Annotated in this window: 20 protein-coding genes; 8 read left to right on the top strand and 12 right to left on the bottom strand. The window is 72.8% G+C overall.

What is annotated here, in order from left to right:
- Positions 1-34 precede the first annotated feature (34 nt).
- Complete coding sequence (locus tag IE313_RS18355; RefSeq protein ID WP_189933481.1) at positions 35-370, top strand: SCO0607 family lipoprotein; 336 nt, start codon at positions 35-37, stop codon at positions 368-370.
- A 275-nt stretch (positions 371-645) separates the two neighbouring features.
- On the opposite strand, the gene IE313_RS18350 is transcribed toward IE313_RS18355, so the two are convergent.
- On the bottom strand, positions 646-1,755 hold the full coding sequence (locus IE313_RS18350) for a lysylphosphatidylglycerol synthase transmembrane domain-containing protein (protein WP_229924743.1): 1,110 nt from the start codon (positions 1,753-1,755) through the stop codon (positions 646-648).
- A gap of 626 nt (positions 1,756-2,381) precedes the next feature.
- On the opposite strand from IE313_RS18350, the gene IE313_RS18345 reads away from it, so the two are divergent.
- On the top strand, positions 2,382-3,341 hold the full coding sequence (locus IE313_RS18345) for a D-2-hydroxyacid dehydrogenase family protein (RefSeq protein ID WP_189933479.1): 960 nt from the start codon (positions 2,382-2,384) through the stop codon (positions 3,339-3,341).
- Between the two features lie 130 nt (positions 3,342-3,471).
- On the opposite strand, the gene IE313_RS18340 is transcribed toward IE313_RS18345, so the two are convergent.
- A complete protein-coding gene (locus tag IE313_RS18340; protein ID WP_189933477.1) occupies positions 3,472-4,269 on the bottom strand; it encodes a VOC family protein in 798 nt (265 codons plus the stop codon).
- A gap of 759 nt (positions 4,270-5,028) precedes the next feature.
- Between IE313_RS18340 and IE313_RS18335 the strand changes: the two genes are divergently transcribed.
- The gene (locus tag IE313_RS18335) at positions 5,029-5,856 is read left to right on the top strand and encodes a PspA/IM30 family protein (RefSeq protein WP_189933475.1); all 828 of its coding nucleotides are present in this window, start codon (positions 5,029-5,031) and stop codon (positions 5,854-5,856) included.
- Between the two features lie 133 nt (positions 5,857-5,989).
- On the opposite strand, the gene IE313_RS18330 is transcribed toward IE313_RS18335, so the two are convergent.
- Positions 5,990-6,595, bottom strand: a complete 606-nt coding sequence (locus IE313_RS18330) for a class I SAM-dependent methyltransferase (protein WP_189933473.1) — start codon at positions 6,593-6,595, stop codon at positions 5,990-5,992.
- A gap of 298 nt (positions 6,596-6,893) precedes the next feature.
- Positions 6,894-7,790: an NAD(P)-dependent oxidoreductase gene (locus IE313_RS18325; protein WP_229924742.1), complete on the bottom strand. Its 897-nt coding sequence runs from the start codon at positions 7,788-7,790 to the stop codon at positions 6,894-6,896.
- Positions 7,791-8,574: 784 nt separating this feature from the next.
- Between IE313_RS18325 and IE313_RS18320 the strand changes: the two genes are divergently transcribed.
- The 4 genes from IE313_RS18320 to IE313_RS18305 all read left to right on the top strand — a co-directional run bounded on the left by IE313_RS18320 (position 8,575) and on the right by IE313_RS18305 (position 13,832).
- Positions 8,575-9,216, top strand: a complete 642-nt coding sequence (locus IE313_RS18320; RefSeq protein ID WP_189933470.1) for a GntR family transcriptional regulator — start codon at positions 8,575-8,577, stop codon at positions 9,214-9,216.
- Positions 9,217-9,329: 113 nt separating this feature from the next.
- Complete coding sequence (locus IE313_RS18315) at positions 9,330-10,499, top strand: MFS transporter (protein ID WP_229924741.1); 1,170 nt, start codon at positions 9,330-9,332, stop codon at positions 10,497-10,499.
- Between the two features lie 181 nt (positions 10,500-10,680).
- Complete coding sequence (locus IE313_RS18310) at positions 10,681-11,133, top strand: MarR family transcriptional regulator (RefSeq protein ID WP_189933468.1); 453 nt, start codon at positions 10,681-10,683, stop codon at positions 11,131-11,133.
- Positions 11,130-13,832 carry an FUSC family protein gene (locus tag IE313_RS18305; RefSeq protein WP_189933465.1) on the top strand — a complete coding sequence of 901 codons (2,703 nt, stop codon included), beginning with the start codon at positions 11,130-11,132 and terminating at the stop codon, positions 13,830-13,832. The genes IE313_RS18310 and IE313_RS18305 overlap by 4 nt, the downstream gene beginning before the upstream one ends.
- Before the next feature lie 22 nt (positions 13,833-13,854).
- Here IE313_RS18305 and IE313_RS18300 read toward each other — a convergent pair whose 3' ends face one another.
- The 5 genes from IE313_RS18300 to IE313_RS18280 all read right to left on the bottom strand — a co-directional run bounded on the left by IE313_RS18300 (position 13,855) and on the right by IE313_RS18280 (position 17,958).
- Positions 13,855-14,784 (bottom strand): peptidoglycan-binding domain-containing protein, encoded by a 930-nt coding sequence (locus tag IE313_RS18300; RefSeq protein WP_189933463.1) that lies wholly within the window; start codon positions 14,782-14,784, stop codon positions 13,855-13,857.
- Between the two features lie 30 nt (positions 14,785-14,814).
- On the bottom strand, positions 14,815-16,512 hold the full coding sequence (locus IE313_RS18295) for a S8 family serine peptidase (protein WP_189933461.1): 1,698 nt from the start codon (positions 16,510-16,512) through the stop codon (positions 14,815-14,817).
- 149 nt (positions 16,513-16,661) lie between these two features.
- Positions 16,662-16,895: a hypothetical protein gene (locus IE313_RS18290; protein WP_189933459.1), complete on the bottom strand. Its 234-nt coding sequence runs from the start codon at positions 16,893-16,895 to the stop codon at positions 16,662-16,664.
- A gap of 47 nt (positions 16,896-16,942) precedes the next feature.
- The gene (locus tag IE313_RS18285; protein ID WP_189933457.1) at positions 16,943-17,221 is read right to left on the bottom strand and encodes a hypothetical protein; all 279 of its coding nucleotides are present in this window, start codon (positions 17,219-17,221) and stop codon (positions 16,943-16,945) included.
- Entirely contained in the window at positions 17,218-17,958 is a 741-nt protein-coding gene (locus tag IE313_RS18280; RefSeq protein WP_189933455.1) for a hypothetical protein, read from the bottom strand. Before IE313_RS18280 ends, IE313_RS18285 begins: the two co-directional genes overlap by 4 nt.
- 1,007 nt (positions 17,959-18,965) lie before the next feature.
- Here IE313_RS18280 and IE313_RS18275 point away from each other — a divergent pair.
- Complete coding sequence (locus tag IE313_RS18275) at positions 18,966-19,460, top strand: hypothetical protein (protein WP_189933453.1); 495 nt, start codon at positions 18,966-18,968, stop codon at positions 19,458-19,460.
- A gap of 634 nt (positions 19,461-20,094) precedes the next feature.
- Here the strand turns inward: IE313_RS18275 and IE313_RS18270 are convergent.
- From IE313_RS18270 to IE313_RS18260, 3 genes are all read right to left on the bottom strand, one after another.
- A complete protein-coding gene (locus tag IE313_RS18270) occupies positions 20,095-21,786 on the bottom strand; it encodes a S8 family serine peptidase (protein ID WP_189933451.1) in 1,692 nt (563 codons plus the stop codon).
- A gap of 112 nt (positions 21,787-21,898) precedes the next feature.
- Positions 21,899-22,189 (bottom strand): hypothetical protein, encoded by a 291-nt coding sequence (locus IE313_RS18265; protein ID WP_189933449.1) that lies wholly within the window; start codon positions 22,187-22,189, stop codon positions 21,899-21,901.
- Entirely contained in the window at positions 22,183-22,605 is a 423-nt protein-coding gene (locus IE313_RS18260; RefSeq protein ID WP_189933447.1) for a hypothetical protein, read from the bottom strand. Before IE313_RS18260 ends, IE313_RS18265 begins: the two co-directional genes overlap by 7 nt.
- Between the last annotated feature and the right edge of the window lie 189 nt (positions 22,606-22,794).

Genomic DNA, 22,794 nt, shown 5'->3' with positions numbered 1-22,794 from the left:
GCTGGTCCCGCCAGCCACCCGGAGGGAGCCGACCATGCGTTTTCCGAGCCGAGCCCACCCCCGGCCACCCGCGAGCACCGGGGGGCCGACGCGAACGGCAGCAGGGTTCGTCCTGGCCTGCGCCACCGCCGCCGTGCTGACCGGTTGCTCCGCCCAGGACGCGATCTGCGGCGATGGCGAGTACCCGGTCATGTCCGCGGGCGGCACCGGCAGCGCCTGCGCACCCGACGGCAAGGAGCCGCCCGACGGCTACGTCCGCTACCCGCAGGGGAAGGTGCCGCAGCACGTGGGCGACAGGTGGGACACCTACTGGAACACCCACACGGTCGACGAGAACGGCAACATCGTCAAGGTCTCCCGGGCCGGGTGACGAGCGGCCAGGACGCGGGGGAGTGAAGTGCCGGACGCGCGGGCGGTCGTGATCGCGGCCGGGCGTTGCGGAGGCGCTGACACTCGGTCCCGTGCCGGGGACCCCTCCACAGCACCGGCGATCGGTGGCACACGACACGGACGAGCACCGTCGGACGGATACCGATGAGCACCGCCGGACCGCGGACACCGATGAGCACCGCCGGACTGCGGACACCGATGAGCACCGCCGGACCGCGGACTGCGGACTGCGGACACGGACGACGGGCCAGGCCGCTACAGCACCTTGCTGCGCACCAGCGCCGTCAGTGTGAGTGCGCCCGGCAGGAGGGGCAGCCAGACGGTCAGGACGCGGTAGCCGATGACGGTGGCGGCCGCGAGCGGGGCCGGGGCGCCGAAGGCGGTGAGGGCGAGGACCAGGGCGGCGTCCACCGAGCCGAGGCCGCCGGGGGAGGGCACCACGGAGCCCAGCGCGTTGGCGGCGAGGTAGGCGAGGACGACGTCCAGCCAGGGCAGCGGAAGGTGGAGCGAGGCGGCGACGGCGGCGACCACGCTCGCCTGGAGCAGCGGGAAGGCCACCGCGCCGCCCCACAGGGCGAGGACCCGGGCGGGCCGGGTGTGCAGACGCCGTACGTCGGTCAGGGCGGTGCGCAGGAAGTCGGTGACGAGGCGGCGCAGCGGGCGTACGAACGTCAGCAGCAGACCGGCCACGGTGAGGCCGGCGGCCACGGCCGCACCCCCCACGGCCAGCGCGGTGCCGGGATCGTCGGGCAGCAGCGCGCCGTAGGGCACGGTGTGCAGGCTCAGCGTCAGGAAGGTGGTGGTCACCAGCGTCGTGGCGACCGACTTGGTCAGCGAGTAGAGCGCGATGGACCCCGTGGCACGGCTGAGCGGGAGTCCCCGGCGGTTCAGGAAGCGCAGGGTGACGGCATGGGCGCCCAGGCCCCCCGGCAGGAGGTGGTTGGCGGCACCGGCGGCGAACTGCGTCGCGTACAGCAGCCGCGACGGCAGCCGTTCGAGGACGGCTCCCTGCCGGATGCAGGAGGCGGCCGCCCAGGACAGGCAGGTGAAGAAGAGCCCGGCCAGCAGCCACCCGGGGTCGGCGGAGGCCAGCCGGGTGGCGCCGGCGTACATGACGTGCCAGTGGACGGCCGTCCAGGCCCCGATCAGCAGCAGCGGAAGCAGGCACAGGGCTCGCTTGAGGAGGCCGGTGGGAAAGGAGAGGCGCCCGGGGGAGGCGGGCGCTGGGACGGACTCGGCAACCGTGGCGGATGCCGGTGCCGCGGCGGATTCCGGTGCCGTGGCGGACGCGGGTGCCGTGGCAGGTCCTGGGAGCGCGGGGACCGTCGTGGCAGGCGCCGCCACGGCGAGCGGGGGTGAGGACACAGGGGAGCCGTTTCTGTGCCGGGCCCGTCTGCGGCAGGCACGGAGAGTCGGGCGGATGGGGACGGTGAGTCAGGGGGATGCAGAGATGTTTCCCATCCTGTGTAACGGTTCGGTGTACGAAAACCGAAGAAGAACCGGCGATCGGCTTCCTGGCGCGGTCGGCCCCCTCCGGCGGCGCAACGGAGACCGCGCCAGGGCCGCGGACCCAGCGTGACCAGGCACGATGTGCCTCTACTTGGCCGTCGGCGGGACTTCGTGAGGTGTGTGTTCCGTGATCGTCCTGTGGGTGGAGGGTGACGGATTACACGTGGCTCGCGCTTCGGTCGGGACGCACGGTGCTCCTGTGGTGACTGATGGCGCTGGCGGCCGAGGAAGCCTCCTGGCCGTGCGGGCGCGCTGATGGCCTCAGGCCGGACGGCGATGCGGCACGGAGGGAGCACCCGTCGCGTGCGCGGAGGAACACCCGCCGCGTACAAGGACCGTCAGGGGTGGGCGGACCGGTCGGGCGGCCGTTGCACCGGCCGCCACCGGCCCGCCCGCGCGATCGCCGAAAGTGGTGTGATCGGACTGCCGACGGCTCCCGCCTCGGCGCCACACGAACGGCACGAACTACGGAGAAGACCGACATGCGACTGCGCTGCGCCGTGCTCGACGACTTCCAGAACGCCGCGCTGGAGTACGCCGACTGGAGCCCGATAGAGGACCGGGTGGAGCCCGTCGTCTTCCGCGACCACCTGGCCGGCGAGGACGAGCTCGCCGCCCGGCTCGCCGACTTCGACATCGCCGTCACCCTGCGCGAACGAGTCCCGTTCCCGGCGTCCCTGCTGGATCGCCTGCCGCGGCTGAAGCTGCTGATCGCCTCGGGCATGCGCAACTCCGTCATCGACCACGCCGCCGCCGCGCGGAACGGCGTGACGGTCTGCGGCACCGCCAGCTCCTCCACCCCGCCGCTCGAACTCACCTGGGCGCTGCTGCTGGGTCTCGCCCGCGGCATCGTCCAGGAGAACGACGCCCTGCGCGCCCAGGGCCCGTGGCAGTCCACCGTCGGCGCCGACCTGCACGGCCGCCGCCTCGGTCTGCTGGGGCTCGGCAAGATCGGCAGCCGGGTCGCCCAGGTAGCCCTGGCCTTCGGGATGCGGGTCAGTGCCTGGAGCCAGCACCTCACCAGGGAGCGGGCCGAGGAGTTCGGCGCCGAACTCGCCACCTCCAAGGAGGAACTGCTGCGCGGCAGCGACTTCGTCTCCGTGCACCTCGCGCTGGGCGAGCGCACCCGCGGCCTGCTGGGCGCGCGCGAACTCGCCCTCCTCAAGCCCACCGCCTACCTGATCAACACCTCCCGCGCGGCCATCGTCGACCAGGACGCGCTGCTCGCCGCGCTCCACGAGGGCCGGATCGCCGGCGCCGGCGTGGACGTCTTCGACATCGAGCCGCTCCCCGCCGACCACCCGATGCGCACCGCCCCCCGCCTCCTCGCCACCCCGCACCTCGGCTACGTCTCACAGGCCAACTACGCGATGTACTACGGCGACGCGGTCGAGGACATCCAGGCATTCCTGGCGGGCGAGCCGGTACGGCGCCTCGGCTGACCGCCGTCCGGGGCCTTCTCGGCTGTCCGGGGCCGTCCGGGGCCGTGTCAGAGGCTCGCCGTGACCACGGTGACGACCGTCACGCCGTCCCGGCTCCACCGAGAACGGGGGGTGGTCCTGCCTGCCGGGCTCAGCCACTGACCGGCGTCAGAACCACGAAGTCCGCGTTCGAGGGGTCGAGGCAGACGGCCAGGCGGCCGACGCCCTCCGCGTCCTCGGGCCCCATCTGGAGGCTCCCGCCGTTCTCGGCGACCCTGGCGACGGTCGCGTCGCAGTCGGCCACGGCGAAGACCGGGTGCCAGTAGGGTCGTCCGTCCGTCAGGGTGAGGTTCTCCTCGGGGATTTCCATGACGCCGCCGTGCATGCGGTCCTCGGGAAGCCCGGCGGGGGTGATGAGGGAGTACGTGCCCCCGCCGCCGGGCAGCTCCATGTCGCTGAACCGCCAGCCGAAGACGCCGCCGTAGAACTCCTTGGCGGCCGCTGCGTCGCTTGTGTACAACTCTGTCCAGGACAGCGAGCCCGGCTGGTCCACGAGCTCGACCCCCCCGCCCTCGACCGGCTGCCAGACGGCGAACTGGCCCCCCAGCGGGTCGCTGTACTGCGCCATCCGGCCCCAGTCGTCGAGGTCCATCGGCGCCACCCGCACGGTGCCGCCCGCGCGCTCCACGGCCCGGGTCGTGGCGTCCGCGTCGGTGACGCCGTAGTAGATCATCCAGGCCGGGCGCGCGCCCTCCTCGGTGAGCTTGCCGAGCCCGGCGACTACCTTTCCGTCCTTGCGGAACATGCCGCCCTCCATGTCCTCCCCCTCGCCCATGGACTGGTAGTCCCACCCCAGCACGGCGCCGTAGAAGGCTGCGGCCGCGCGGACGTCCGGGGCGCCGAGGTCGAGCCAGCAGGGTGAACCGGGGGCGAAGTCCGTGGTGATCATGGCGGTGATCCCCTTCCGCAGATTCCGTGTGGCCCCAGCGTGGCACCGTGCACTGACGATCGCCTGCCGGCTGCTCTCCGTGAGCGGTGCCGCACGGACGGGAACGGTCCCGGCACAGCCTGGGGAAAGAGGTCCGGCCCCTGCCGTCGGCTGCCGGTGCGAGCGCCGGTGCGAGCGACAAGATGAGTGCCGGTGCGAGCGACGACGTGAGACGCGGGGGGAAGGGGATCATGCCCGGGGTCCGCGGACGGGTCGTCCTTGGCGTGCGTCCCGGGGATCCGGGGGGACCGGGTGGACCGCGCGGAGGGCGCGACAGGCCGCCGGCGGACCGTCCGGCTGCGGCTGTCCGCTCATGTGCGGGCCGCCGAAAGAGTGACGACCGGGCCCGGTGATCGTGCACCCGACCGGCCGCAGGCGGGCAGGCGGTGGACCGGCACGGGCCTGCACGCAGGACGGATCCCGTACGCAGGACCTTCCGCAGGACCTTCCGAAGGTCCTTCCGCAGGTCCTTCACCCGCGTCCGGCGCGGTTGGTGCCGCTTTTCGACGCTCACCGTTTCCACCGTCCACGGCACTGCGTGCCCCTCGTCCACGAAGGGGTGGCGAGCAGGAGCGGTCCGCCGCGGCTGCCAGTGCGGCGTCATGCGAGGAACACTGGACATGAGCGGGTGAAGCCCGTGAACAGCGAGGCGCTTGCGACCAGGGCGCAAGCGCTCGTCGGACGCGGCCCATGGGCCACGGAGAGGAGCAGGCGGTCGCCATGGCCAGCATCTTTCGCCGAATCGTCGACCTTTTCCGGATCAAGGCGAACAAAGCACTGGACCGTGCCGAGGACCCGCGTGAGGTCCTCGACTACTCGTACCAACGGCAGCTCGAGATGCTGCAGCGGGTGCGGCGGGGACTGGCAGACGTCGCGACCAGCCGCAAACGGATCGAGGTGCAGGCGGCGCAACTGCGGCAGTCCGGCGGCAAGCTGGAGGGGCAGGCGCAGCAGGCGCTGGCCGTCGGCCGGGAGGATCTCGCCCGCGAGGCGCTGACCAGGCGGACGGCGGTCGCCGCCCAGATCGAGGACCTGGACAGCCAGTGGGCGACCCTCCAGGAGCAGGAGGAGAAGCTCACCGTCTCCGCGCAGCGCCTTCAGTCACAGGTGGACACGTTCCGTACCCGCAAGGAGACCATCAAGGCCGGCTACACCGCGGCCGAGGCCCAGACCCGTATCGGCGAGGCGGTCTCCGGCATCGGCGACGAGATGGGCGATGTCGGCATGGCCGTGCAGCGCGCCCAGGACAAGACTGAGCAACTGCAGGCCCGGGCCGGCGCCCTGGACGAGCTGATCGACTCCGGTGCGCTGGAGGACGCCACCCTCGGGACCGGCCGTGACGACATCCAGACGGAGCTGGATGCGGCGACCTCCGACCAGGACGTGGAGTCCCAGCTCGCCAGGATGAAGGCCGAGCTCCCCGGCTCCGCCACCCCGCCGGCCGTGGAGGGCGGTGGCACCACGGGCTCCTCGGACACCGCGCGGCCCGGTACACCCGGCGTGGAGCGCTCGCCGGACAGCCCGCCGGACCAGGGCTCGACACGGTGACCGTGCCCGGTTCGGGAGGGTGACCGTGCCGGGTTCGGGAGGGTGACCGTGCCCGGTTCGGGCGATGCCCGGGACACGTCCCACCCGGTGGTGCCCGGGGGCACGTCCTCAGAGGCGGACGTCCCGCGCACCCTCACCGGCGGTGGACGCTCACGGCGTAGCCGCCGCCGTCGTAGGGGTCAGCGTCCCAGGTGGCGAAGCGGTCGACGAGGGTGAAGCCGGCCGCGGCGCAGCAGTCGTCGTACTCCGGCAGCGTGATGCCGGGCGGCACCGGCAGGTGGGATTCGTCCAGGCCGAAGCCGGCGACCAGCAGACCGCCCGGACGCAGGGCCCCGGCCAGGCGCTCGACCACCGTCGTCTCGGTGCCGGCAGCGAGCAGAGGGAGAACGTTGCCCGCGGCGACCACAAGGTCGAAGTCCGCCGCGATGCCGAGCCGGTCCGGCTCGAACCCGGCCAGATCGACCTGGAACCAGGGCAGTTCGGGCGCCTGCCGCCGCGCCACCGCCAGCATCGACGCATCAAGATCCACACCGACACAGTCGTACCCGAGCTCGGCAAGCCGGATCATGACCCGTCCGGTACCGCACCCGGCGTCCAGCACCCGAGCTCCGACAGGCACGAGCGCTGCGCAGAACCGCGCCTCCCCGTGCACATCCTTCCCGCTGCGTGCCAGGGCCGCGAACCGTGCGGCGTAGTCGTGTCCGGACGTCTCCCCGGTCAACTCCCTCCAACGGCTCATGCGGCCGACTATAGATCCACCGCTCGCCGTCGAGGACGCGACCGGGCTCGCGGCGCCGGAGACCGTCGCGAAGAGCCACGAAGAGCTACGAAGAGCAGTGAACAGCTACGGATGAGCACGAAGAGGCGCGAAGAGGCGCGAAGGGTCGCGAAGGGTCGCGAAGAAGGCGGGAGGCAGGCAGCCGTCGGCGCGGCAGGCACGGCAGCAGCACCGCAGGAGCAGGGTCAGCGGCACCGCAGGAGCACCGCAGGAGCAGGGCAGCAGTAAGACGGCAGGCGTCGGTCAGTACCCGCGTCGGTCAGTACCCGCGTGCCGGCCGGACCGCCAGGGAAGGACGTGCCGCGCCGCCCCGCAGGTCCTCCCAGCACCCGAGGAAGTCGTGCACGACGTCCTCGTCGTGGGTGATGCCCGCGCTGTGGCTCGTGATCGTGGTGCGCGGCAGGCTCCAGCACGCGTCGTCAGGTGCGGCCGGCTCCTCCGCCAGGACGTCGAGCACCGCGGCCCGCACCTGCCCGCCGTGCAGCGCCCGGTCCAGCGCTGCCATGTCCACCGTGGCGCCCCTGCCGACGTTGACGAACGTCGCGCCGTTCAGCTTCCGCAACAGCGGGTCGCCGAAGAACTGCGCGGTGGCCGCGGTGAGCGGAAGCGCGTTGATCACCCAACGCGCCCGCGCCAGCACCTCACCGGCCCGGTCGGGGGTCAGGACGTCGTCGAAGGCGTCGGACTGCCGCCCCGTCCGGGAGACGCCGACCGCCCGGATGCCGTTGACTCCCAGCGCGTGGCCGATGCGTGCGCCGATGGCACCCGTTCCGTACACCACGGCCAACTGGCCCGCGGCGAGTTCGGAGGGCAGGCGCTGCCACCGCCGGCCGCGCTGCTGCGCAAGGTGATCAGGCACCCTCTGGCACTCGGAGAGGAGCCAGCCCAGCACGAACTGGGCGATCCGCTCGCCCATCCTGCCCACGGTGCGCGTCAGCAGCACTCCGCTCGGCAGACCCGCCCGCAGCACGGCGTCGACCCCGGCGTTGCTGCTGTGGAACCAGACCAGGGAGCTGCCGTCCTGCAGCAGTGCCGGCGGTGGTGTGGAGCCGATGCAGACGATGGGCTGCCCGGTGGGCGCCGCCGGCTGTGAGCAGTACCGGTGGACCGCCGGGCCGCCCCGTCCGGCGAGTGCCTTCTTCAGTGCACCCTCCAACCCGCGGGGAAGCTGGGGTGCGAGGAGGATCCGGGCATTGTCCAGCGTTGTGGCCCACCCTCGGGACCACGCACTGTCATCAGCACACACCTCGGCCATGTCCGACCTCTCATGACGGCGTCATCGACGGGTGCCCGCCGCTCCGCCGGCCGGCCCGAGGGACCTCCGGGGGTGCCGCGCCGGTCCAGGAAGACCCCGGCGGCGCCGTGCCGGGGTGCGGGCACGTGTGACGACGGAGACTACCTGAGCGGCCTGTCCGGCGGTCCTGCGTATCCGCCCGTCCACGGTCGGTCACGGGTCCATGGTCGGTCCCGTGTCCATGGTCGGTCCCGTGTCCATGGTCGGTCCCGCGTCCACTCCGCCCGCACCCGCCGACCACCCGATCCCGTCCGGGTCACCCGCCCCGACCGGCGGAAAGGAGGCGGCCGGGCGTCGTGGGCCGCGAGCGGCGGCACACGGCGAACGCCGTGCCGGGTCGCCTCGCCCACGAGGGCACCGAGCCGCACGAGCGCGCACAGCGCGGTCCCGGCCGCGAGTGGTGAGGCGACGGGGGCGTGACGACATGGTGAGGCGATGGGCCCTGACGACATGGAGTGCCCCGAACGCGCTCGGCCCGGCCCGCGTCGCCCGACGGCCGACGCGTCCGCCCGCACCGCGCCCGTTCGCGCCCCGTCCCCGACCGGGCCATCCACCTGTGACCAGGTGGTTCACCGCTTTCGCCCGAGAGCGAGGCAGCCCCGGCGGTCTTGCATGCATAGTTGCATGCAAGATCTACGATGGTCGCATGGCAGACAAAGCCGCCGCTCTCGCGGCCGAGCGTGCGTACCTGTACACCAAGGACCTGATTCTCCGCGGGGAGCTCTCGGGAGGACAGTTGATCAGCGAGGGGCGGATCTGCGGGGAGCTCGGCGTGAGCCGGACACCCGTGCACGAGGCGTTCCTGCGGCTCGACACGGAGCGGCTGCTGGCGCTCTCGTCACGCAAGGGAGCCGTGGTGCTGCCGGTGGCACCGCAGGAGGCCAGGGACGTGCTGGAGACGCGGGAGGCGATCGAGAGCACCGCGGCACGGCGTGTCGTGGCGGACGGCGGGCCCGCGCAGGAGGTGCTGTCCCGGCTGCGGGCCAATCTCGAACGGCAGGAGGAGTACGCCGGGGCCGCGGACGTCGAGGCATTCGTGGAGGCGGACGAGGAGTTCCACAGCAGTGTGGTGGCCGCGTCCGGCAACCCCATCGCCGTGCACTTCTTCGGCCTGCTCAGGGACCGGCAGCAGCGCCTGCGCCACCAGTTGCTGGGCATCCGGCCGGGACACCTCGCCGTGGTGCTCGACGACCACCGTCGGCTGGTGGATCGGCTTCGAGCGCTGGACGCCGAAGGCTACGCCGGTGTGCTGTCGGTCCACGTCGCACGGCACCAGGGCGCGCTGTGAACGGGATCCCGACCGGAAGCGCACGGGATGCCGGGCAGGCCCGAGAACGGGACCCCGGCGGTACGGCACCCCTCCTGCCGCATCCCGCCGGGGGCAGAAGCTCCGACTGGCGTGTGGTGTTCGGGGCGATCTTCGTCTGCACCTGGTGCGGGAACCAGTTCAGCCCGCTGCTGCTGATGTACGAGCGGATCCAGCACTACCCGACGGTGATCGTGAACCTCTTCCTGGGGATCTACGTCCTCGGCCTGGCGCCGGCCCTGCTGCTCGCCGGGGCGCTCTCGGACCGGCACGGACGGCGGCCGGTGATGCTGGCGGGGATGGTGTCCTCGATCGCCGCCGGCGCCATGCTGGCCTGCGGGGCACTCGGCCCCGGGCCGATCTTCGCCGGCCGGCTGCTGTCGGGGATCACCGTGGGCATCGCGATGGCGGTGGGCAACAGTTGGCTCAAGGAGGTCTCCCAGGCCCCGTACGAGCCGGGGGCCGACGTCGGATCCGGAGCACGCCGTGCCTCACTGGCCTTCACCCTCGGCTCGGCGTCCGGGGCGCTGGTGGCGGGAGCGACGGCCCAGTGGGGCCCCTGGAAGGAAGTGCTCCCCTTCCTCGTGCAGATCGCCCTCGCCCTGCCCTTCCTCTGGCTGGTGCCGCGGGTGCCGGAGACCAGCCGCGCCGGTGCCCGCGGCCCGCTGCGGGCCCATCTGCGCATCCCGGCCGCCGGGCACAAGCGCTTCCTGAGGGTCGTGGTGCCCACCGCGCCGTGGCTGTTCGCGGCTGCGGCTCTGGCGTACGGCTACCTGCCGGTGCTGCTGGCCCCCGCCACCGGCCGCTGGGGGCTGGCCTACGCCACCGCTCTGACCGTTGTCACGCTCGGCACCGCCGCGCTCGTCCAGCCGTGGGCCAAGCGGATCGACACCGTGTCCAGCGCGCGGGCCCTCGTGGTCTGCCTGGTGTTCGTCGCGGCGGGCCTGCTGGTCGCCGACGCCGCGCAGCAGGAGCAGTCGGTCCTGCTGGGGCTTGCGGCGAGCCTCGTACTGGGCACCGGGCTCGGCATCGGTCTGGTCAGCGGCCTGCTGGAGGTGCAGCGCATCGCCACCCCGCGTGATCTGGCGGGTCTGACCGGCGTCTTCTACGCCGTGGCCTACGGCGGCTTCCTCACCCCGACGGTGCTGGCCGCGATCACCCCGCCCTGCACACCGCTGGTCCTCTTCCTCGCCCTCAGCGGCCTCGCGGTGCTGTGCTGCCTGGCCGTCCTGGCCTCCTACCGCCGGCATCTGCCGGCCCGCTGAGGCTGCCGGCCGCGGCCATGGGCGCGATGGCCCCAGCCGCCCGCCCGGGCGGCGTGGGCGGCGTGGCGAGGGCCCGGGCAGGAGGCCCATCGGGCCACGCCCCTGCACGGGAGCGTCCCCGCGGCACGGGAGCGTCCCCGCGGCACGGGAGCGTCCCCGCGGATATATAATTGCCATATGCATGTACTTCGGTGTCGGCGGCGTCCCCCCGGACGAGCGCCGTACCGGAAGTGCCGCGCACGGCATGCTGCGCGGCCTCGGAAGGCTCGCCCGGGAGCTGTTCCGCGCCGGGGAGCATGGATCGACCCGCAGTGACGCGTGTCTGCTCGACGCCCCGGAGGCGCGCCCCCGCGGGGCACCGGACCGGCCGCGCACCGGGACGGTCCGGCCCCGGGCCACGGTGCTGCTGAAGGGGGCGAGGGACCGGGAACGGGCCGCGCGCCGGTCCTGCACGACGGACCGGCGCGCGGTGCGGCCCACCGCCACCCCCGTCGGACACCGGCTGTTCGAACAGGGGCGGCGGATGGCCGCCGCCCTGCTGGACGCACCGCACACCACCACCGTCGACGAAGGCGAGCGCGCCGTGCGCGCCGTCGCCGCGCTCGCCGCAGCCATGGAACCGGAGGCCACTTGACCAGCCCAGGAACCGCCCGGCAGGAAGCCGACCGCAGCACGGGCGCGAGGCCCGCCGCAGCGGTGCCCATCGACGTGGCCCCCCGGCGGGCGGGAGGTCCGCACAGATGGTGGGACCGGGTGCTGGCCGCGGACCCCGGGCTCGGGCAGTTGCAGGCGGGCTGGCGGACGCTGGTGGCCATGGTCACCTCCCTCGCGGTCGGCTACGGCTTGGCCCGGGCCCTCGCGATCCCGCCGATGATCGGCATGATGGTCGCCGGGATGATGGGCCTGATGAGCGCCTTCGCGGTGTCCGGCAACAGTTGGTCGCAGCTCGCCAAGGCCATCCTGTGGATGCCGTTCCCCTTCAGCGCGGTGCTCTGGGCGGCTGCGGCCCTGCACGGCGACCGCGCACTGGAGATCGGCCTCAACGCCGCCGCGCTGGCCCTGACCTTCCTCTTGGCCCGGTTCGGCCAGGTGGCGCTGCTCACCGGCATGATGCTGTTCAACGGTCTGCTGGTGGGAACCATCGCGGGCATCCCTGCCGCCCTGGTGGGCAAGGCGTTCCTGGTCGCCCTGGTGTCCGCCGCGGCGGTGCTGGCCACCCGGCTGCTGCTGTGCTACCCGATGCCGCGAAGGGATCTGCTCCGTACGCAGCGGGCCTTCGTCGTGGAGGCCCGCCGCGTGGTCGACGCCACCGTCGACGCGCTCGATCCCGACGCCGACCTGAGGCGGGTGGAGCGCCGGATGAACCACTCACTGCGCCGCCTGAACATCGTGACCGTCACGATCGACGGCCGCCTCGCACAGCCCGAGGCGGCCACCGACCCCGCCGCGGCGGAGCTGCTGCACCGCCATCTGTTCGACGTGGAGCTGGTCCTGCGCGGCATCGGCCAGGCGGTCCGGGCGCTCGCCGCGCAGTCGCCGCCCGAAGAGCTGCGCCGGTCACTGGCGGTGGGCCTGCTGCTGGCCCGCGACACCCCGCCGGCCGGGGCCGGCGGGCTGCGGCCCGCCGTGGAGGTGATCCGCGGGCAGGCCGACACGATCCTGCGCAACCCGGGGGCCGACCCCCGGGACGCCGAGTCCGCCGCCCTCGCCCGCCGGGTCGCCGAGCTCCTCGACTCCCTGGCCGACTCCCTGGCCAGTTGGCTGACCCTGGGCCAACGGACACCGAAGGCCCCTGCCGCGGTGCCCTTCACGGCCGCCGTGGCGCTGGAGAACAACCGGATCCCCGGCTCGGCCGTGCCGATGCGGCGCGTGCTCACCGCTCGCACGGAGAGCGGATGGCAGCGGGTCGTGCCGTTCGTGCGCGCCCCGCTGCACGCCGCAGTGGCCGCAGCGATCGTCTGCCCGATCGCCGACGCCATCGACCCGCAGCGCTTCTACTGGGGCCTGATCGGTGTGATGATCACGTTGTTCGGCACCAACACCACGCACGAACGGCTGCGCAAGTTCGGCCACCGCATGGTCGGCACCGCCGCCGGCGCGGTGATCGGGGTGCTCCTGCTCCACTGGATCGGCCACCACCACGTCTACTGGATGCTCACGGTCATCGTCCTGGGGCTCTCCCTCGGCTCCTGGGGCATGCAGCGGGCCTACGCCCTGTGGACCACCGGCCTGGTCGTCGCGCTGGTGCAGCTCTACGGGCTGACCACGCCGGACAGCGGAATGAGCCACCTGCTCGGTGAACGCCTCGTGGACAACGGCATCGGCATCCTGGTGGCGTCGGCGTGCGCCGCGTTGATCTTCCCCCTGTCCAACCGGGCGATCGTTCGTGAGGCCGAGCACGGGTACCTCCAGGCGGTCCAGAACCTCCTCACACAGGTCTCGGCACGCTGGGAGGAGCCGGACAGCCCGGTGCGGCTGCGGGGCGCGGCACGCGCCGTCGACGTCGCGCTGTTCCAGGTCGCGGAGGTGTCCCGGCCGCTGGTGCGGATGCCGCTCGGAGTGCGCGGACGCGCGCCGCAGCACCGTACGGCGCTGCTGACCACGGCCGCGGGGCACGCCCGGGCGCTGGCGGCCGCCGCGGACGTCGACATCGACCTCTCTCCGCGTCTGTCCGAAGGCATCCAGCGCATCACCCACACCTTCGCCGACTCCCTGCGAGCGCTCGAGCACCACCTCGCGAACCGCACCGCCCAGGGCGCCTGGCGCCGCGTCGGCCCGTTCGTCCGGGAACTGCGAGCGGATCTGCGGCCCGCCGCGCCCGGCCCCCGCGCCCAGCGGCTGCGCACCGCCCTGCACGAGCTGGAGGCGCTCGACGGGGTACTCGCCGCCTTCGCCGAGGAGTGCGGCCTGCCCCTGGCGTCCGACACGGGCCGGGAACCCGGGCGGCCCGACCCGGGCCTACGGCCCGCTCCCGTTTCGGCGACGGCCCGGGGCGGGCCGCGCCCCGTGCAGCCTCCGGCCGCCCGGTCGGCCGGCGCCGGGGTCCCAGCCGGGGCCCCCGGCCCGGCCCGGACGGACGACACGGCCGCGGTGCCCCTGAGCGGCTCGGTGTGCTGCGCCGCCCACCCCGGCGGCTGCTCCGCCCGGATCACCGTCATCAACGCGCGCAGCCAGCGCGTCGCCCAGACGTACACCGACGCGGGCCGCTACCGGCTCAGCCTGCGGCCGGGTTCCCACACACTGGTCGTCTCGGCGGCCGACCACCCCCCGCGCGCCCAGTCCGTCATGGTGCGGGCGGCGCAGCCCGATCTGCTGCTGGACATCCGTCTGTAGGCGGCGGCCCGGATCCCGGTGTTCACGGAAAACGCGGGATCACCTGCTCGTCGAGGCGGGTGGCCAGGGCATCGATCGTCTCCTGGGGAATGTCGTCGATACCGGTCACCGCCGCCGTCCGGGTGAGGCCCTCCGAGTCCTGGAACGAGGTGAGCGCGGCCCTGGTACCCGGGCCCACGACACCGTCCAGGCCGTGGGGGTCGAAGCCCAGGAACTCCAGGGCGGTCTGCACACCGATGACCAGGGTCAGCGGTACGGGGTGGTTCCCCGACCGCATGTTCTCGTCCAGCTTGCGGCCCGGGTCGAAGACGAGGGCGGACGGGTCGCCCTCCGGGAGGGTCGTCTTCCAGCCCGCCAGGGTGAAGAGCAGCGCGTTGCGGATGTTGCGCGGAACGACCCCGGGGTTCCCGGCCTCCGTCATCCTGCATTCCCGCGCCATGGTCGCCCAGTCCCCGGCCGCCGCCGCGGCCTGGAACTTCGGGAACGTGAAGAGGGGGCCCAGCGCCCAGGCCATGCTGAGCAGCCCGAGTTGTCCGTCGGCAGGCCAGCCGTCGTACCCGGCGTACTGCTCGCGTCCGCGCAGGGTGCCCTCGAAGCTGTCCAGCTTGCGTACGACGAGCCCGTCGATCGCCTCCCGGGGGGCCCGCAGCCGGGTGAGGGCCCGCTTCGCGTCGAGCGGGGCGAGTGCCGTGCCACTGAACTTGACCGTCCGGTACTCCGCCTCGACCTCCTCCCGGCTCGCGGGCGCAAGGGTGTCCTTGTCGAACCAGTCCAGGGTGAAGATGTCGGCGAGCGGGGTCGGATTGCTGCCGAAGGCCGCGGGGTCGTCGGCGTCCAGGAGGTTTCCGACCCCGGTCGACACGAGGCTCTTCACATCGAGGTACATGAAGTCCGTGCGGCCCTCCAGGGGCTGGCTGAAGGGCAGGAATCCGTCTCGGACACTCTGGTGCATCGCATGCTCCTCACACCCGCGCGAAGTTCGTCAATCGATGCCGGCGCGCGCCAGGTCCCGGCCGAGTTCGTCGACCGCGGCCGCAGCGGACGTCCGTGAGAAACCTCCGCCCGCGGCGCCGCCCAGCAGCGTGCCGGACCCCAGGCCGAGCGCCCGCACCGCGTTCGGCAGCCCGGCCCCGGTGCGGTTCGGGTCGCCGAAGTCGAGCGGCTCGCAGCTCTCCCGCAGAATCCGGAACAGCCGCTCCACACGTGCCTCGTCGCGGGCCGGGAACCGCTCGTGGAAGTCGGGGTGATGGGCCAGCACCAGGGCGGCGAGGCTCGTGACATGGGGGGCCGCCATCGACGTACCGTCCTGGGCGGCATAGCCGTCGGGCGGGACGGAGGAGATGATCGCGACCCCGGGGGCGCAGACGTCGACGCCCGGGCCGTAGGCGCTGAACTTCGCCGAGAAGTAGCCCTCCGCGGTGGGTTCTCCGAACATCTGGAAGGCGTGCGAGCTGTCCTCGGGCGCCTCCCCCGTCCTGCCGAGCGCGGCGACGGTGAGCACGGTGTCGAGTGACCCCGGGAAGAGGATCTTGTCGCTGCCGTTGTTCCCCGCGGCGGCGATGCACGCCATGCCGACGCTGCGGGCCGCCGCGATCTTCTGTGCGACGAGCGCGGAGTGCTCACCGGTGCCGAGGCTGAGGTTGACGACGTCGATGTCGTTCTCGATGCAGTAGTCCAGGGAGGCGAGCAGTGCGCTGATCCGGCCACCGGGGAAGATCCGGCAGGCGTGGATCTCGGCCTCCGTGGCGGAACCGATGATCCCCGTACCGTTGTCGGCACCGGCTATCGTGCCGGCGCAGTGCGTGCCGTGGCCGACGACGTCGGCGCTCCAGCTCCTGCTCTCCGCCGCGTCCAGACCACCGACGACCTGCCCCGCGAGATCGGGGTGCGAGGTCGCGGTGCCCGAGTCGATGACGGCGACCTTGATGCCGTGGGCGCGGTACGAGGGCGGGATGCGGTCGAGGTGCATCGCCTTCTGGCCCCAGCCGAACAACTGGCGCCCGGGAAAGTCCGGCAGCGACCGGTCCAGCCGCTGCAGCGTGATCGTGTTGTCGCCGCTCTCGACGAGCTGCGGCCGGACGATCCAACGGTCCCAGTAGCCGTGCTCCGCCTTGGCGTAGACGGCGTTGATCGAGCCGGCCGTCTCGCCGTTGACGGTGATCACCACGCGCCCGTCCGGCCCGGTGACCCCCTGTGCCGGCCACGCCGAGCCCGTCAGGGACACCGTCGCCCGGGGCAACGGCACACCGTCGCCGCCCCGGACGAGGAACGCGATGCTCAGCGTGCCGGCCAGCGGTGCCACGGCCGCCGGTTCGACCACGGCCACGGTGTCGGGTGCGGGCCGAGGTACGCCGTAGATGAGCCGGCGGTCGCGCTCCACATGGACCTCGACACCCGCGTCGAGCTGCCGGGCCCGCTCCTCCGACATCATGAAGACGCCGACCTCGGGGAACTCCGGCCCGTCCGCCGACAGCGACTGGATCCGAGCGCTCGGCTTGATGCGTTCGCACAACCGCACGTCGGGTTCGGCGGCGAGGCGGTCGAAGACCGATTCGGGCGCCATCGGGCTGACGCCCTGCGGCAGTACCGAGCCCGGCAGCGGGGCCACGAGCCAACGGGTGGGACGCTCCCGTACTTCCTGTCCCGGTGCGTCGGGGTCGAGAGGACTGTTCTCGTTCATGCGATGTCTCCGCATCAAAGGCGCTGTCAAGGGCACTCACGGGTGTCGTCTTGCGCATCGAAGGCACGCGATGGCGCGTCTTCGGCGCTCCGGGCGCCCGCCGACGCACCAGGAGGACCGGTACGCAGGCGGCGCGTCGGTCCCGACGATCACCGCGGACCGCGGTTCGCGTACGGTTCGAGCGGCGCGTCGATCTCGACGGTCGCCGCCGGATTACTACGGCGCAGCAGCTCCGCGCGGTCGGCCGTCATGTCGACCAGGAGCAGCGTCGGCGCCCCGGCCGGACCGTGCTGCCCGCGCACCGTCACCTCCGGATCGGCTGCCAGTTCCACGGCGAGGCGGGCGAGCAGGGCCGGATCGCCGGAGCCGACGAGATGCGGCACCCGGGGCCCGGGCCGGTCGCGGGCCGGCCCGGGCCCGACGGGGGGCGTCACAGCGGCGGCAGGGCCGGGTGGGCCGCGCGCGAAGCCTCCAGCTTCCGGCCTGCGGCCATCGCCTGGGCCAGACACGCCTCGTACTGCCCCGCCCGGTAGAGCCGGACCGACTGCTGGAGCACGGGGACGACGTCGGCGAGTTCCGGCACGTCCACGACGGCGCGGCGCAGCCAGCGGTGCAGACGGCGGAGCAGGCCCGCGCACGCGCCCTGGACCAGACCGCGGAACTCGGGGGCGTGTGTCACACCGGCCCCGGTGAGGCCGGCGGTGCTCACACCTGCCTCCCGCCCGCCGCGGCCATGGGCTGGCCGGGGCCGAACCCGCCCGTGTAGGCCTGTGCCGTCTGGGGCGTGCCCTGGGGGGCGTTGAGTCCGAAGAGGCCGCCGATGCCGCGCAGCAGGTCCACCGGGCTGGGTACCGGCGGGAACGGCAGCCCGGGGAGGAACTGCGGGCTCACACCCGGTTGCTGCACACCCTGCGGCGCGCCCTGCTGGGCGCTCAGGCTGTTGATGAGGCCCTCCACCCCCTTGATGATGTCCGGGGCGGCCGATATGAGTCCGGGGACCAGGGCCGCAAGGAAGGGGATGAACTGCGGGTCGAGCTGCTGCTGGCCTCCCGTTGCCGCCTGGGGCACGGCCGTCTGGGGCGTGCCCTGGGGGGCGTTGAGTCCGAAGAGGCCGCCGATGCCGCGCAGCAGGTCCACCGGGCTGGGTACCGGCGGGAACGGCAGCCCGGGGAGGAACTGCGGGCTCACACCCGGTTGCTGCACACCCTGCGGCGCGCCCTGCTGGGCGCTCAGATTGCTGATGATGCTCTCCACGGTCTTGACGAGGACCGGGGCCAGGGCCGCGAGCACCGGCAGGAACTGGGGGTCCAACTGCTGGGGCCCCGGCGCGGTGGCGCCCTGGGGCTGGGGTCCTCCGGCGCTCTGCGCGCTGAAGGGCATGCTCTGTCCCAGCAGGTTTCCGAAGGCCTGCGCGGCTCCCTGCTGGCCGCCGTTGGGTGTCGTCATGCTGATCGTCCTCTCACTGTGCCACTGGGTGACCAGGGCGACGAATATCCGTTTTCGGATGGTTCGAACGTAATTGCATCCTCATCCGCCCGCAACAGCACAGTTGTTGACAGTTCAACAGTTTCCCTTGCAGGCACCGCAGTTCGGAGTCCTGCGTCCTCGGCTGCCAGGGAAGGGGCTTCCCGGGTCCAGGCGTCCGCGCGGTCAACGCCCCCCGTCGGGCAGGCACGTTGTGGACAGGGAGCCGCCTGGCCGACCGCCCGCTGCGGCGCCACGGCACGCTCGGGCGCACCTGTCGCCACGGCGGCTCCGGAAAGCCGGACGGGGTCCCCTTCCTCCCGATGGCTCGGCCGGGGAGAACGGAGCACGACGACGGGCCCGGCCGTGTGGCGCTGTCACGACGGGAGGGCGCTCGGCGCGTGTGAGGGCGACCCGTTCGCTCGTGCCGCCGGGATGGGCACCCCGGGGCCCACGTGCGGGGCGTGCCAGGCCGCACCGTGTCAGGCGGACAACTGCCCCCGGTGGGGCGGCGCCAGAGTCGGGGGCGCGGCAACGCCGAACGCGTGGAGGACAGCCACCACCTGGGGCGCGCTCCGGCCGGAGCGCGAACGACGTGAAGGTGTACTACGGTGATTACGCAAGACGGCGGAGTCGGTTCGTTGTCCCACGGGGCGCACCACCGCACCACCTCGGTGGCGCCGACTGGACGGACCCGGCAGGAGCAGCGGCCGGCTCACCATCGAACCCCGGCACGTCGCGACATTCCGTCCGCACCGGACGACGGGACGACCGGACGACCGGACGGCAAGGACGAGGCCGGTAGGGCTCCTCTTCGCACGCGACGCTCTCATGCACCCGGTTGCCCGCCATCCGCGTGTACCGGGCCGCACCCGGACCTTCCTGTTCGCAGACCGATCCTCAGAGTCCGGGAACCCGAGAACCCGAGAACCCGGGAACCCGGGAACGCCGGAACGCCGGAACCCGGGAACCCGAGAACGGAGTGAACCATGGTCAGCATCCTCTGGCGGCGCCCCCTGACAGCCGCCTGTGCCGCGCTGATCGGCGCCGGCCTGCTGGTTGCCCCCGCCGCGCAGGCCGGGGCAACGCCCGGTGCGCCAAGCGGATCGTGCACCACCCGCAACGGCTTTCCCCCCGACGGAGGCACCAACATCGGAGGCGACCCCCCGCGGTACGTATCGGGCTCCAGTCCCTACCTGGGGGCACGCTACAACAGTTGTACGAACAAGCTTCAGGTGTACCGCGGCTTCACCAGTACCGCGCACCGGACATACGCGTACTACGACATACGGTTCGTGCAGCCGGGTCGGCACGGCTGGCAGGCGAAGCAACTGCCCATGGGGCAGCGCCGCGTCTGGACGATCACGCCCGACACCTCCGGCGACTGGAACTTCAGGGTCAGGGCCTGTATGAGGTCGATCGACGAGGACGGCGGCGCCACCTGCTCGTCCTGGTCCCCCCAGATCTTCGTGCACGCCGTCTGACCGACGACACGGAGCAGCTCCCCGGTCCGCGGGCACCAGCGACCCACGTCGCCCGCGGACCGCGGCGGCGTCGCCCGGCCCCGGGGTCGCCATCGCCGGCCCCACGACGTCGTCACGGCCGACGACTCCGGGCAGCATGGGGCGCCGGCCCGGACGACACCGCGGACCGGATGCCACGCTGACACCGGCCACCGGCCACCGGCGACGGTCGGTACCTGTCGGGGATGGCGCCCGGACATCCGCGGGTTCGACACCGACGTCGTCACCGATGTAGTCACCGACGTCGACACCGAGGGCGGCGCCGTGTGCGGCACATGCGGTCGAGGCGGGCCCGAGCGGTCCGGGCGTCCCGGCTCAGCTCTTCGGGAGCGTCGAGCACGGGGCCTGGGGAACGCCACCGCGCCGGGCTCTGCCGTGGCGAGTCGGTCGACGCCGGGCTCTGCCGTGGCGAGTCGGTGTACCTGGCCTCTGCCGTGGCGAGTCGGTCGACTCCGGCCCGTTGGACACCACGACCCGACCGGGGCCGGCCAGAGCTGCCACCCCCGCGTGAGTGCCCTCCAGCGCCCCACCTGCCTCTGGGACGCCACCGCTCCGGTTACAGGACACGTCCCTCCGCGTGGCGGCCGGCCGGTGGTCAGGTGGTGGGCAGCAGTCCCGCAGCCTGGAGCATGCGCCGTACCTCCTCCAGGGGACTGGTGACCGTGGTGCCGGTGGCGGTGAGCAGGCCGGCGTTCTGCATCGCTTCGCGGAGCTGGGCGAGTTCAGGGGTCAGCACGGCCCTGACGGGAGCCTCCAGCGCCAGTGCCCTGCCTGCATGGGGGATCCCGGCGCCCGTGCGGCCCGGGTCACCGAGATCGAGGGGGGTGCAGGAGGAACGGATGATCTCGAACAGCCGGTCGACACGCCGGGCGTTGCGCTCCCGGTGGCCGTCGCGGAAGTCGGGGTGGTGCGCGAGGACCAGCGCCGCCAGCCCGGCGACGTGGGGGGTGGCCATCGAGGTGCCGTCCCAGGCCGCGTACCCGCGCTCGGGAACACTGGACAGGATCGCGACACCAGGGGCGCAGACGTCGACCTCGGGGCCGTGGCACGTGAACGCCGCGGAGAAGTAGCCCTGCTCGTCGGGCTGACCCCACACCTGCTGGGCGTGGTAGCTGTCCACGGGATACTGGCCCAGCTTGCCGATCGCGGCGACGGTCAGGACGGTCGGCAGCCGTCCGGGGTACTGCACCCGGCCGGTGGAGTTGCCGGCCGCGACGACACAGGCGGTGCCGGCCTCACGTGCCTGCTCGATGGCGTTGCTGACGAGTGCGGACGGTTCGTCGCTGCCCATGCTGAGGTTGACGACGTCGATCTGGTGCGCGATGCAGTACTTGAGCGCCTCGATGATCGTGGAGTAGCGGCCGCCGGGGAAGATCTTGCAGACGTGGACCTCGGCCTCGGGGGCGATGCCGAGGATTCCGAGGGCATTGCCGGCATCACCCGCGACCATACCCGCGCAGTGGGTGCCGTGGCCGAGCGTATCGACCGACCACTGACCGCTCTCCTCGCCGTGCACGAGATCGATGCCACTCGTGATCCGCCGGTTCAGGTCAGGGTGCCCCGTCGCGACGCCCGAGTCGATGATGGCCACCTTGGTTCCCCGGCCGCGATAGTTGGGCGGGATCTGTTCGAGCCCCATGGCGGCCAGGCCCCAGCCCCTGACCTGACGTTCGTGGATCATGGGGAACGTGTCGCTGAGCGGGCGCAGCCGCACGGTGTTCTCCTCGGCGATGGAGAGCGCGGGGAGGTCCTGATACGCCTCCCAGTAGTCGCTGACCGGCTTGACGTAGACGCCGGTGATCGCGGTCAGGTCGTGGATGGTCAGATTCAGCGTGGTGCGCCCGTCAGGGTCGGTGGAGGACTGGAAGTTCCCTTCCGGACTCATCACGACGACCGTGGCGCCGGGGAGGGGGACACCGTTGCCGCCGGTCACACGGAAGCTGACGGCCGTCACGGGGGCGGCCTTCGGCTGCACTCCCGGGTTGACCAGTGGACCTTCTACCCCCATGCCCCGGGGCGAGGGCGAGGCGTGGTGGAGATGGTGGTCGCGCTCGATGTGCACGGCAGGGTCGCGTACCAGAGCGGTCGCGCGGTGGGGCGGCATGGCGAGCACCGCCACCTCGGCCGTCGTGGGGACACCGCCCGTTCCGTCGGCAGGGGCCTTCGGGATCGTGAACCGCTTGCGTTCCTCGATCTCGGGATCGTTCCCCAACTGCTGGAAGAGGCTTTCGGCATCGTGGGGTCGCACCCCGGCGGGAAGGACGTCCCCGGAAAGGGGCACGACCATGCACTGCACCAGTCTTCTGCCCAGTCTCCGGGATCCGTGGTTGCCCTGGGGCTGGTGTTCCCGAGTGTCGTCGTTGTCGGACACGGTCTCTTCAGCTCCAATCACCGGGCGTTCACGGCCGATCGCGGACGCCGTACGGTTCCAGGGGTTCATCGGATTCGACAACGAGCTGATCCGGGTACTCCCGCCGCAGTTGCTCGGCACGTTCGGCAGGCATGGCGACGGCGAGCACGGACGGCTGACGCCGCGTCCCGGCCACGACACGCACCGACACGTCGGGCTCGGCGCCCAGTTGCCCGGCGACCCGTACGAGTACGGTCGTCTCGCTGCTGCCCACCAGGTAGTGCTCGATCCGGGGCCGGGCCGGGCCCGGCCCCGGACCGGCCGGGCCCGGGCTCACCATGCCGGCAGGCCGGGGACCGCGGCCCTGGCCACCTCGATGGCCTGACGCACGCCGTTCGCCAGTTGGAGGCACTGGTGGTGGTGACCGCGGCTGTAGAGATCGACCGCCGTCATCATGAGCGGGACCAGAGCGTTCACCTCGGGGGCCTGCCCCACGGCCCGCTCCAGCCAGTCATGGGTACGAACGAGAAGCGACTCGCACTGGGCTCGTACGCCGTCCCCCGGCCGGACGGCGCCGGTGCCGGGCGGCGTTTCGGTGCCGGTGCCGGTGTCGGCGCTCGTGCTGCTGCTCGTGCCGGTGCCGGTGCCGGTGCCGGACTCGGCTGCGGTCGCGGTGCCGGCCGGCGCACCGTCCGGCGAGGGCTCGCCACCTACGGTGCTCCCGATCGGCCCGGCACCGGACGGAGTCTGGTGCATGCGACTCCTCGTCAACGCTGGAACGGGGCGGTGACCGGCTGCTGGCCCGTCGGGGATGCGCCGGCCAGGAGGAACGGCAGCAGGGGGGCGACGATCCCGGCCAGCGGCCCGAGGGGGCCGAGGGGGTCCGCGGACACCTGCGGCTGTATCTGCTGTGCCCCGGCCTGCTGTCCGGTGGGGGAGGCGCCG

Origin of the sequence: Streptomyces sulfonofaciens, from assembly GCF_014656295.1 — a bacterium.
Classification (GTDB): domain Bacteria; phylum Actinomycetota; class Actinomycetes; order Streptomycetales; family Streptomycetaceae; genus Streptomyces; species Streptomyces sulfonofaciens.
Note: the sequence above shows the minus strand (reverse complement) of the source record. Positions and strands in the feature narration are given on the sequence as shown.